Source organism: Nocardia asteroides (genome assembly GCF_900637185.1).
Lineage (GTDB): Bacteria > Actinomycetota > Actinomycetes > Mycobacteriales > Mycobacteriaceae > Nocardia > Nocardia asteroides.
The window spans coordinates 5,930,472-5,941,692 of the sequence record NZ_LR134352.1 but is presented as its reverse complement, the minus strand read 5'-3'; the positions used below and the strand labels follow the sequence as shown (position 1 = coordinate 5,941,692).

The window sequence follows — 11,221 nt, the reverse complement described above, 5'->3', positions numbered from 1 at the left end:
TGTGGGGGACCCGACGGGAACAGGTTCAGGAAGCCGCGCGCAGATCCGCGATGGACAGCGGCGCGTCCGAGCTGACCAGATACCGCTGTAGCGTCCAGCGGTCGTCGAGAACCAGCCAGTCGATCGCGTCGGTCAGTTCGGGCCTGCGGTCGGAGGTGGTGATGCCGTAACGGGCGTCCTGGGCGGTCGACGCGCCCTCGGACACGGACACGGGGGTCGCGCCGATCTTGCGCACCGCGGCCGCGGCGACGATCGCCTCGACATCGGCGTCGATCGCCAGCGCGATCCGGTCACCGATGGCGGCGCCCCGGGTGAGCAGCAGCCGGGCCAGCCGGTTGGCCCAGCGGTCCAGGTCGGCGTCGGCGAGATGTCCGTCGGCGACCGGAGCGCCGGACTGCCTGCGCGGCAGCTGGATGACATTGTCGGCGGCGGTGACCAGAGTGCTCATCGGATGTCTCCTCGAAGGCGAGTCGGCGGTGCTTTTCGGTACCTCTCCAATCTCGTCTCCGCGCGGCTCTTCCGACAGGAACCCCAGCGTTGGGGTGGGGACTCCCAGGGGGCGCGATTCCCACCCCAAGGTGGTGAACCCGGACGGGCGTCAGCCGAAGCCGATGATCTCGATGTCCTCGCCGTCGTGATCCATCGCGATCAGCAGGAGGGCGCCCGGAACGGTGGTGAAGCGCAGATACCTGGCCTCCGGTGCCACGGTGATCGGTCGGAACTGTGCCGCGCGGCCGGTCCGGTCCCAGGTGCGCAGCCCGTAGCCGTCGGAGTGGGTGACGCCGACTATCTCGCCGGGGAGCATCGCGGCCGCCTGGACGGACCGCCCCGATCCATCGGGTGTGGTCATGTCGAGCTGGGTCGGCACGGCGCCGTCGGCCGCGGGCAGGATCTCCCAGCGGCCGGGGATCGCCCGGCCGTCCGGGCCATCGGAGCTGACCAGGGCGTCGTCGTCCGCCGCCGGTACGGCACTGTTCGTGCGGCTCGAATCCGCCACGGCCGAGGTCAGCGGGCGGTTCGGCGGCAGGAAGAGTTCGGTGACGTCGCGGTCATGCCAGGCTTTGATCCAGACGAAGCCGCTGTCGAGAACATGGACATCGACAGGAATCGCCGATCGCAGCCGCGGCGTGGGGAATTCCCGCTGATCGCGCAACTCACCGGACTGCGGGTCGTAGGCGGTGACGACAACGGTCTGCGCGTCCGCCTCGCCGCACACCGCCGTTCGGTAGATCGCGGTCGAGATGGCAACGACCTGCGTGTTCGAGGAGGCGCACCCCGCCGCTTCGCGTGGGGTGATCCACATGATGCCGCCGGTCCTGGCGTTGTATCGGGTCACCTCTGCGAGGCTTGATGCTGTGGCGAGCAAGTTCCCGTGGACGGTGAAGTTCCGGTCGCGGGTGAAATCCGATTCGGTCCACAGGAGTTCGCCGGTGAACGCGTCGAACGCCATCCAGCCGCGCTTGCTCCAATAGGTCAGCACGACATCCTCGCCGCGCAGGGAAAGGGTCTTCGCCGGCACGTTGTCCACGGCGTAGCCGATGCGCCGGTAGTGCCAGCGTTCGGCACCCGTCGCCCCGTCGTGGAGCGTGATTCCGGCGCTGGTCGAGACCAGGAATCCGGTTCCGGCGGGGAGGACACGGACATCCTGGTCGGCCACGCGTGGGAGCTGCAGCCGGAACTTCTCCGGACCCAGGGCGGTGGGCACGGTGCTCACCGAGCTCCGCTCGGCCGTCACGTGATCGACCGCGCCGGTGTCGTCGCCCAGCGCGACCGCGATCCCGGCGGCGCCCAGCACCGGCACAGTGCCGACGAGCAGCGCCACCGCCATCGCCGGCCACCGGGGGAGGGCAGTCGGCTGATCCGCGCCCACCTCGACACGGCGACGCGGTCGCGCGGGCTCAGAGCCGGCGTCGGCGATCTCGACGCCGTGGCCGCCGGTGGGACGACCCACGCACCCGCTGATGCGCGTTGTCAGGCGCCACAGCACTCCGGCCACCAGCATCAGCGCCGACCCGAGAAGGACGAGCCCCAGCGCGGCTACCGCGGCCGGTACCCGCGGCGTGGCAACGAATTCCGTGGTCAGGTGCTGATACGTCGAGGGAATGTGCGAGGTCACCGCGAAACCGATCCCGACGATCAGCACACCGGCCAAGATGAGCGCGCCGTCCGTCGTGCTGTGCGCGCCGTTGCGGCGTCCACGAACCAGGAACACCACGCCGATCATGGTGAACGCAGCGGCGAAAACCAGTGCGCCGTAGGCCAATCGGGCCGGAAAGTCGCGGTCTTCCGCAGAGCTGTCGAACGGCACCGGGATCGGTGCGGCGACGAACTGGCTGTACAGCGCCAGTGCCACACCCCCGGCGAGGAGCGCGGCACCCGCCAGGCCCACGAGGATCGGCCACGGCCGGTGCGAAGGCGCGCGCTCAGAGGACTGGACGTCGGACATGTTCCCCCCGAAGAGAATTCGCTCGACGCCGCTACCCACTGGGCGTCGGGATCGACCCTAACCGAGCGACGGCGACACGAAAGTCGCACCGCCACCGTGCTGATCGCGTGGCACCGGTGCTCGCTGGGTCAGCCGAAGCCGATGATCTCGATATCGCGGTCGTCGCCGTCGGTCGTGATCACGAGCAGGGAACCCGCGGTGGCGGTGAGGCGCACGGTCGTTGCGCCGGGTCCGAACGTGACCGGGGTGGACGGTCCGGTGTGGCTGGTCATCCGGTCCCAGGTGCGGAGCGTGTGACCCTGATCCTGGACGCGCACGGTGTACCCGTAGTCGCCGGTGAGGATGACGACCTGGTCGGCGAGCAGTGCGGCCGCATCGGCGTGCTGCGAGTATCCGTCCGCCGCCCTCATGTCGTAATCGGTCGCGTCGATGCCCTCGGCCATCGTCAGCACCTCCCACCGATCGGCCCACCCCGGCCATATGGCCGGCGCGCTGCCCTGATCATCGGAGCTGACCAGTGCGGCGTCGTCCGCTGCGCGCACCTCGGCGTTCGTACGGCTCGAATCGGCGACGGCCGAGCTCAACGGCTGGTCGGGCGGCAGGTAGACGACGGTTTCGGCGACACTGAACCGGCATCGCACCCACGCGAAGCCGCTGTCGAACACGGCGATCTCGACCGGAGTTTTGAGATGCAGCCCGGGTGCGAGAAAACCGCGCTGGTCGCGAATGTCTCCGGAGCGAGGATCGAGTTCGGTGACATTCACCGCCGTACCGCAGTTCGCGGCGCGGTAGATCGCGGTCATGGTGGCGACGACGCTGTGCTTGCTCGTGGTGCATTCGGCCGGTCCGGCTGGGGTGGTCCACAGGGCGTGTCCGGATCGCGGGTCATAGCGCGTCACCCGTCCGTCCTCGGTGACGGAGGCCAGCAGGTGTCCGCTGACAACGAACCCCCTGTAGTTGCCGAAATCCGCATCGGCCCAGAGCGATTCGCCGGTGTCGGCGTCGAAGGCCAGCCATCCGCGCTTCTCCCAGAAGGTCAGCACCACACCGTCGCCCCGCAGCGAGATCGTCTTGGCCGCCAGGTTCCCCACCGTGTCGGAGCTGACCCCGAGGCGCCGGTAGTGCCAGCGTTCGGCGCCTGTCGCGCCGTCGTACGCGGTGATGCCGACCCTGGTCGAGACGAGGAATCCCGTGTCGGTGCGGAGCACTCGTGTGCCCTGGTCGGGTTCGACCGGCAGCTGGATACGGAACTTCTCCCGACCGAGAGTCGTGGGTACGTCGGAAATCGGGCCGCGCACGGCCGTCACGTGATCGACAGCGCCGCTGTCGTCGCCGAGCAGGACCGCGACACCCGTGCCGCCCAGCACCGAGACGACTCCGACGAGGACGGCCAGAACGATCGCACCGCGGCGGGGAGCCGAACCTGCCGGCTTCGCCACGAACCCGAAGACGAGCACCGCGCCGAGGGTGACGAGGCCGAGGGCGGCGATCGCGGACGGCACCCGCGTCGTCACGACGAAGACCGACGTCAGCCGCTGATAGGTCGAGGGGATGTGCGCGGTCACCGCGAACACGATGCCGCCGAACAGCACCGCCAGCAGCGCGAGCACCGCGCCCGCGGTGACGCTCGCGGCCCGCTCGTCGCCGCGGCGCCCCCAGCGCAGCACCACCACGCCGACCAGCGCCACCGCGCCGGCCAACACCAGCGTTCCCCGGACGAGGCGGAAGGGGAAATCGCCGGTTTCCGGGTAGCTGTCGAGCGGCACCGGAATCGGCGCGGCGACGAACTGGCTGTACAGCGCCAGCGCGACGCCACCGGCGAGGAGCACGGCGCCGATCACTCCGGCGACGATCGGCCAAGGCTTCTGTGGACGCGCGCGCTCGGTCGACTGATTGTCGGACATGTTCCCCCCCGCAAAGCACTGAATCGACACCGCCCCCACCGGGCGTCGGTCGAGACTAGCGCCAAGTGTGGCGGCGGGAAAACACGCCGCCACACCGCTCAGCGCGCGTTGCCGCCGATGCTGAAGTGGGCGCCGGTGGGGTCGGTGAGGCCGGCCAGGCGGCCGTAGGGGGTGTCCATCGGGTCGAAGACGACGGCGCCGCCGAGGGCGACGGCCTGGGCGGCGGTCTTGTCGACGTCGTCGGCGCCGAAGTAGGCCGTCCACGCGCCGGGGATGCCTTCGGGGAGGTGGCCGGTGGCGTCCATGACGCCGCCGAGCATGGGGGAGGTGGCGTGGATGGTGGTGTAGCGGAATTCGGGTGTGTCGGCGACGGCGAAGGTGTCGGTCCAGCCGAAGACCTCGCGGTAGAAGGTCAGCGACGGTTCGTAGGCGCGGGTCATCAGCTCGAACCAGGACGGCACGCCGTCGTGGTCGCGCCAGGTGCCGTCGGCCACGTAGCCGATCGCTTCGAACCCGGGGAACTCCCCGGCCTGCCACACGCCGACCCCGACGCCGCCGACATCGGCCAGCACCGCCATCGTGCCCAGATCGCCGACCGCCATCGGCGCGACGAACACGTTCGCGCCGGCGGCGCTCGCCTTCGCGGTGGTGGCGGCGGCGTCCTCGGACGCCAGGTAGACGGTCCAGCGGTCGGGGAACGGATCGCCGTCGTCGGGGACGCGGTTCATCGCGCCGGCGACGGCCTTGCCGTCCTTGCACAAGGTGGTGTAGCCACCGAATTCCTCGCCACCGCGTTCGGCGGTCCAGCCGAACAGCTCGCCGTAGAAGGCGATGGCGCGATCGAGATCGGCGGTGTACAGATCGACCCAGGTGGGATCACCGGGCTTGACGACGACGGACATGACGACTCCTCGGCTGCGGGGGAATAGCTCGACAGAGACGGTGGCGGGCGTGCCCACCGTCATCGATCATGACGCCTCGCCGGGCGAAAAGTCATCGCCGACAACCGTTGCACCCGCCCGACCTGCGGAGGAAGATCGACAGCGGTGCCGGTCCGGCGCGCCGCGGCTCGTCTACGGCGCGCTGAATACGACACAGAGTAGGACCCGCGCGGAATGCTGCGGCAGCACGGTTTACGATTCACTCCAACGCATGCTGACCGTCGTGTGTCTGGTGACGAGGACGGCGAGCCTGCGAGTGACGTACAGGCATCTTCAGGAGGATCAGTGACTGCGGTAGAGCCCAGGCCAGTCCCTCAGTTGGAAGCGACTCGACCGTATCCTGCTCGGACCGGGCCCAAGGGCTCGTTCCTGTACAAGGCGGTCACCACCACCGACCCCAAGGTGCTCGGCACCATGTACCTGGTGACGGCGATCAGCTTCTTCCTGGTCGGCGGTCTCATGGCGCTGCTCATGCGCGCCGAGCTGGCGCGCCCGGGTCTGCAGTTCCTCTCGCCCGAGCAGTTCAACCAGCTGTTCACCATGCACGGCACGATCATGCTGCTGTTCTACGCGACGGCGATCGTGTTCGGCTTCGCCAACATCATCCTGCCGCTGCAGATCGGCGCCCCCGACGTCGCCTTCCCGCGACTGAACGCGTTCAGCTACTGGCTGTACCTGTTCGGCGGCACCATGGCGACCGCGGGCTTCGTGACCCCCGGCGGCGCGGCGGACTTCGGCTGGACGGCGTACGTGCCGCTGACCGACATCCTGCACTCGCCCGGCGTCGGCACCGACCTGTGGATCCTGGGCCTGGCCGTGTCCGGTCTGGGCACCATCCTGGGTGGCGTCAACATGCTCACCACCGTGGTCTGCCTGCGCGCGCCCGGTATGACCATGTTCCGCATGCCGATCTTCACCTGGAACATCGCGGTGACCTCGGTCCTGGTGCTGCTGGCCTTCCCGCTGCTGACCGCGGCGCTGTTCGGTCTGGCCTACGACCGCCACCTGGGCGGCCACATCTACGACCCGGCCACCGGCGGCATCCTGCTCTACCAGCACCTGTTCTGGTTCTTCGGCCACCCCGAGGTCTACATCATCGCGCTGCCGTTCTTCGGCATCGTGTCCGAGATCTTCCCGGTCTTCAGCCGTAAGCCGATCTTCGGTTACACCACGCTGGTCTACGCGACCCTCGGTATCGCGGCGCTGTCGATCGCGGTGTGGGCGCACCACATGTACGCCACCGGCGCCGTGCTGCTGCCGTACTTCTCCTTCATGACCTTCCTCATCGCGGTCCCGACCGGTGTGAAGTTCTTCAACTGGATCGGCACCATGTGGCGCGGTCAGCTGACGTTCGAATCACCGATGCTGTGGTCGATCGGCTTCCTGGTGACCTTCCTCTTCGGTGGTCTGTCGGGCGTCATCCTGGCCTCGCCGCCGCTGGACTTCCACGTCACCGACTCGTACTTCGTCGTCGCGCACTTCCACTACGTTCTCTTCGGCACCATCGTGTTCGCCACCTTCGCGGGTATCTACTTCTGGTTCCCGAAGATCACCGGCCGCATGATGGACGAGCGCCTGGCCAAGTGGCACTTCTGGACCACCTTCGTCGGCTTCCACACCACCTTCCTGGTGCAGCACTGGCTGGGCGCCGAGGGCATGCCGCGTCGCTACGCCGACTACCTGCCCAGCGACGGCTTCACCACGCTGAACACGATCTCCACCATCGGTGCCTTCATCCTGGGCTCGTCGATGCTGCCGTTCGTGTGGAACACCTTCAAGAGCTACCGCTACGGCGAGGTCGTCACGGTGGACGACCCGTGGGGCTACGGCAACTCCCTCGAGTGGGCCACCACCTGCCCGCCGCCGCGGCACAACTTCTACGAGCTGCCGCGCATCCGCTCGGAGCGCCCGGCGTTCGAGCTGCACTACCCGCACATGGTCGACCGCATGAAGGCGGAGGCGCACGTGGGCTGGGGCTCGGGTAAGCACGCCACGCACGTCACCGAAGGCGCGCTGGCCAAGAAGTAAGAAACACCGGAAGACCAAGGGTGTGCACCTGCTGGGTGACCAGCAGGTGCACACTCTTTTTGTGGGTAATCGAACGGAGCAGATCGACTTGGCCGACACCACAGTTCTCGTGACCGTCACCGGCCCCGACCGACCCGGCGTCACGTCCGTGCTGCTGACGGCGCTGTCCAAGCATCAGGTGAGCCTGCTGGACGTGGAACAGGTCGTCATCAGGGGTCGCCTCACCCTGGGCGTGCTGGTGTCGTGCCCCAACGACGCCGAGGCGTTGCAGGACGACCTCGAAGAGGCGATGAACACCGTCGGCATGCAGGTCGACGTCTCGGTCGACGCGCAGATCGGCAAGCCGCCGATGTCGACGCACGCCGTCGTCGTGCTCGGCGCGCCCGTCACCGCGCACGCGTTCAGCGCGATCTCGCGGATCCTGGCCGCCCTCGGCGCCAATATCGACACCATCCGGGGCATCGCCGATTACCCGGTGACCGGCATGGAACTGATGGTCACCGCGACCGACACCGGCGCCGACACCGACTCCCGGCTGCGCACCGCGCTGGCCGACGTGGCCGTCGCCGAGCAGGTCGACATCGCCGTGGAACGGGCGGGCCTGGCCCGTCGGGCCAAGCGGCTCATCGTGTTCGACGTGGACTCCACCCTCATCCAGGGCGAGGTCATCGAGATGCTGGCCGCGCACGCCGGCGTCGAGGAGCAGGTCCGCGAGGTCACCGAGGCGGCCATGCGCGGCGAGCTCGACTTCGCCGAATCGCTGCGGCAGCGGGTGGCCACCCTCGAAGGGCTCGACGCCTCGGTGATCGACGAGGTCGCCGACCGCATCGAACTCACCCCCGGCGCCCGCACCACCATCCGCACGCTGCGCCGCATCGGCTTCCGCTGCGGTGTGGTCTCCGGCGGGTTCCGGCAGGTCATCGAGCCGCTCGCGCACGAGCTGGAACTGGACTTTGTGCAGGCCAACACCCTCGAGATCGTCGACGGCAAGCTCACCGGCCGGGTGGTCGGCGAGATCGTCGACCGGGCGTTCAAGGCCACCGCGCTGCGCAAGTTCGCGGCCGATGCCGGGGTGCCGATGGAGCAGACCGTCGCGGTCGGCGACGGCGCCAACGACATCGACATGCTCAACGCCGCGGGACTGGGCGTGGCGTTCAACGCCAAGCCCGCGCTGCGCGAGGTCGCCGACACGGCGCTGTCGCATCCGTACCTGGACGCGGTGCTGTTCATCCTCGGCGTCACCCGTGACGAGGTGGAGGCCGCCGACGCCCGCGACGGCGGGGTGCGCCGGGTTCCGCTGCTCGGCCGGTAGTGCCGCGCGTCGTCCCCGAAAGGGGACGGCGCGGCGTTAGCCTCCAGCGCAGGAGTCCTTCGGCGTTGGGAGAGTTCCGTGCTGCAGTGCGCATCGGTCCGCAAGTCCTCGGTCGTCCTGCTCGTCGTCGCGGGCCTGCTCAGCGGGTGCGGTGACGACGACGATGACGACGCCTACCTCTCCTCGACGACCATCACCCTGCCGACCACGGCGACCCCGGCGGCCGTCGGCCCGGTGGAGGTCGACCAGGGTTTCACCGGCAGCACGGTCGGCGTCGAGCTCGGGCAGGTCCTGCTGGTCCGGTTGCCGCAGAATCCCGACGATCACGGGCAGTGGACGCCGGTGAACGTGGAAGAGGGCGTGCTGCACGCCGAACCGCCGCAGTCCGAGGGGCTCAGCACGGTGTACCCGTTCCGTGCGGTCGGCCCCGGCACGGCCACCCTCCAGTTCGCCTACGGTCCCGCCGCCGAACCGCCGCTCGCGCCGGGACCGGAGTTCATCCTGTACGTGCAGGTCGACTAGCGGACCCCGGCCCGGCGCGGCGTCGTCGCTAGGCTGGGCGGGTTGACGGCGTCGGATGATCGGGTGTTGTGGGATGGGCAGCGCGGAGCTGAGCAGGGTGGAGACCGAGGAGCAGGTCCGGGACGATCCGGCCGCGTTCGCGGCGCGGCACGCCGAACTGGCGCGCGGCTACGGCGGTGGCGGCGATCCCGAGGATCCCGCGCTGGTCCAGGCGATGCAGATGGTCCTGCACATCCCCAAGGCCGACCCGCCCCCCCGCAGCGCGCTGCTGGAGGCCGCCGCCGCTGCGGCCGTCGCGGTCTGCCTCGACCCGCGCTCCGGCCCGGGCGGGGAGTGGGAGCCGCGGTATCTGGCGTGGAAGCGTTCCCGGATCAGGAAGGTGGCCCGGCGTGCCCGCGGCGCCCAGTGGCTGGCCGCGGGCGAGGTCGACGGGGTGACCGTGGAGGTCGACGGCGCCCAGGCCCGCGCCTTCGTCCCCGGCCCGGTCGGCGCGATCGATCAGCGCGTCCGCAAGCTGCAGATCGGCGGCACCGACCTCGAGCACGACGAGCCCGGCCCAGTCGACCCGACGTTGCCGGTGCTGTGGGTGAACGCCGCGCTGGAGATGTCGGTGGGCAAGGCCGCGGCCCAGGTCGGGCACGCGAGCATGCTGCTGGCCGGCGCGCTGCCGGTGGCGGCCGCCGCGGATTGGGCCGAGCGCGAGTTCCGGTGCGCCGTGCGCGATGCCGGTGCGCGGCAGTGGGCCGAGCTGGTCGCCGAGGTGAACGCGGGCCGTGCGGTGGCCGTGCGTGACGCGGGCTTCACCGAGGTGGCGCCCGGCTCGATGACCGTGATCGCGGTGCCCGCGACGACCACCTGACACGTCGTCGAATCCCGCGGTTCCGCTACGTATTTCGCGACCCGCCGTCGCGGTCGCGTGTATCCGATGCACCCTGGGGGTATACAAACCGTCGACCGTACGCATCGAGGCGCAGGGAGGATCCGCGATGATGACGACGATTGTGGTGATCCTGATCGGGTGGGTGCTGCTGTCGGTGCCGATCTCGCTCGTGGCCGCGCGGATGCTGCGTTCGGAGCCCGCACCGCGCCGTCATCCGGTGCCGACCAGCGAGGACGAAACCCACCCGGGCCGGTCGCTGCGCTGAGGGCGCCCGTGGTCCAAGATGGAGCGCGTGTCGCAACCCGATCCCGATCTGCTCATCGACTTCTCCGACGTGACCATCCGCCGCTCGGGCCGAACGCTCGTAGGCCCGGTCACCTGGCAGGTCGAACTCGACGAACGCTGGGTGGTGCTCGGCCCCAACGGCGCGGGCAAGACCTCGCTGCTGAGAATGGCCGCCGCCGAACTCCATCCGACCTCCGGCGCGGCGAATTTACTGGGCGAGACGCTCGGCCGCGTCGACGTCACCGAACTGCGACCGCGCATCGGTCTGTCCTCCGCGGCGGTGGCCAGCCGCATCCCGGTCGACGAGAAGGTCAGCGACCTGGTGGTCTCGGCCGGCTACGCGGTGCTGGGCCGGTGGCGGGAACGCTACGACGACATCGACACCGACCGCGCCGTCGACATGCTGGAAACCCTGGGCGCCGAACATCTTTCCGACCGCACCTACGGCACCCTGTCCGAGGGTGAGCGCAAGCGGGTGCTGATCGCGCGCGCCCTGATGACCGACCCGGAACTGCTGCTGCTCGACGAACCCGCCGCGGGCCTGGACCTGGGCGGCCGCGAGGAACTGGTGGAGCGGCTGGGCAACCTGGCCGCCGACCCCGACGCGCCCGCCATGGTCCTGGTGACCCACCACGTGGAGGAGATCCCGCCGGGCTTCACCCACGCCCTGCTGCTCAAGGAGGGCGAGGTGGTCGGGCAGGGCCTGCTCGAGGACGTGCTCACCGCCGCGAACCTCAGCGCGGCGTTCAGCCAGTCCATCGCGCTGGACCGGGTCGACGGCCGGTGGTTCGCCCGCCGGGCCCGGCGGGCGGGTCAGCACCGCCGCGCCTGATCCCGCCGCAGCGCCGACCAAGCAGGCGTTAGGGTGCAGAGGAGGGCGCCGGTCTGATCGGCGCTCTCCGG

Annotated in this window: 10 protein-coding genes; 6 read left to right on the top strand and 4 right to left on the bottom strand. The window is 69.7% G+C overall.

Going from position 1 to position 11,221, the window contains the following annotated elements; genetic code table 11:
• Positions 1–25: 25 nt before the first annotated feature.
• The 4 genes from EL493_RS27655 to EL493_RS27640 form a co-directional block, all read right to left on the bottom strand.
• On the bottom strand, positions 26–448 hold the full coding sequence (locus EL493_RS27655) for an AMP-binding protein (protein WP_019048425.1): 423 nt from the start codon (positions 446–448) through the stop codon (positions 26–28).
• A 150-nt stretch (positions 449–598) separates the two neighbouring features.
• Positions 599–2,446 carry an outer membrane protein assembly factor BamB family protein gene (locus EL493_RS27650; RefSeq protein ID WP_081722972.1) on the bottom strand — a complete coding sequence of 616 codons (1,848 nt, stop codon included), beginning with the start codon at positions 2,444–2,446 and terminating at the stop codon, positions 599–601.
• Between the two features lie 128 nt (positions 2,447–2,574).
• Positions 2,575–4,350, bottom strand: a complete 1,776-nt coding sequence (locus EL493_RS27645) for an outer membrane protein assembly factor BamB family protein (RefSeq protein ID WP_019048423.1) — start codon at positions 4,348–4,350, stop codon at positions 2,575–2,577.
• A gap of 98 nt (positions 4,351–4,448) precedes the next feature.
• Positions 4,449–5,252, bottom strand: a complete 804-nt coding sequence (locus EL493_RS27640; protein ID WP_019048422.1) for a VOC family protein — start codon at positions 5,250–5,252, stop codon at positions 4,449–4,451.
• Positions 5,253–5,576: 324 nt separating this feature from the next.
• Here EL493_RS27640 and ctaD point away from each other — a divergent pair, with 324 nt between their 5' ends.
• The 6 genes from ctaD to EL493_RS27615 all read left to right on the top strand — a co-directional run bounded on the left by ctaD (position 5,577) and on the right by EL493_RS27615 (position 11,150).
• On the top strand, positions 5,577–7,319 hold the full coding sequence (ctaD, locus tag EL493_RS27635) for an aa3-type cytochrome oxidase subunit I (protein ID WP_030203352.1): 1,743 nt from the start codon (positions 5,577–5,579) through the stop codon (positions 7,317–7,319).
• Positions 7,320–7,401: 82 nt separating this feature from the next.
• Positions 7,402–8,631 carry a phosphoserine phosphatase SerB gene (serB, locus tag EL493_RS27630; protein ID WP_036836557.1) on the top strand — a complete coding sequence of 410 codons (1,230 nt, stop codon included), beginning with the start codon at positions 7,402–7,404 and terminating at the stop codon, positions 8,629–8,631.
• 78 nt (positions 8,632–8,709) lie between these two features.
• Complete coding sequence (locus EL493_RS27625; protein ID WP_019048419.1) at positions 8,710–9,153, top strand: protease inhibitor I42 family protein; 444 nt, start codon at positions 8,710–8,712, stop codon at positions 9,151–9,153.
• A 73-nt stretch (positions 9,154–9,226) separates the two neighbouring features.
• A complete protein-coding gene (locus EL493_RS27620; protein WP_019048418.1) occupies positions 9,227–10,012 on the top strand; it encodes a peptidyl-tRNA hydrolase in 786 nt (261 codons plus the stop codon).
• Between the two features lie 127 nt (positions 10,013–10,139).
• Positions 10,140–10,298, top strand: coding sequence for a hypothetical protein (locus EL493_RS32545; protein ID WP_019048417.1), 159 nt, complete (start codon positions 10,140–10,142; stop codon positions 10,296–10,298).
• 18 nt (positions 10,299–10,316) lie between these two features.
• Positions 10,317–11,150, top strand: a complete 834-nt coding sequence (locus EL493_RS27615; protein ID WP_019048416.1) for an ABC transporter ATP-binding protein — start codon at positions 10,317–10,319, stop codon at positions 11,148–11,150.
• The last annotated feature ends 71 nt before the right edge of the window (positions 11,151–11,221 follow it).

What these genes read in the sequence shown, in the direction of transcription:
- EL493_RS27650 (WP_081722972.1), bottom strand. Translation starts at nt 2,446, where the DNA reads ATGTCCGACGTCCAGTCCTCTGAGCGCGCGCCTTCGCACCGGCCGTGG.
- EL493_RS27645 (WP_019048423.1), bottom strand. Translation starts at nt 4,350, where the DNA reads ATGTCCGACAATCAGTCGACCGAGCGCGCGCGTCCACAGAAGCCTTGG.
- EL493_RS27620 (WP_019048418.1), top strand. Translation starts at nt 9,227, where the DNA reads ATGGGCAGCGCGGAGCTGAGCAGGGTGGAGACCGAGGAGCAGGTCCGG.
- EL493_RS27615 (WP_019048416.1), top strand. Translation starts at nt 10,317, where the DNA reads ATGGAGCGCGTGTCGCAACCCGATCCCGATCTGCTCATCGACTTCTCC.
- EL493_RS27640 (WP_019048422.1), bottom strand. Translation starts at nt 5,252, where the DNA reads ATGTCCGTCGTCGTCAAGCCCGGTGATCCCACCTGGGTCGATCTGTAC.
- EL493_RS32545 (WP_019048417.1), top strand. Translation starts at nt 10,140, where the DNA reads ATGATGACGACGATTGTGGTGATCCTGATCGGGTGGGTGCTGCTGTCG.
- EL493_RS27655 (WP_019048425.1), bottom strand. Translation starts at nt 448, where the DNA reads ATGAGCACTCTGGTCACCGCCGCCGACAATGTCATCCAGCTGCCGCGC.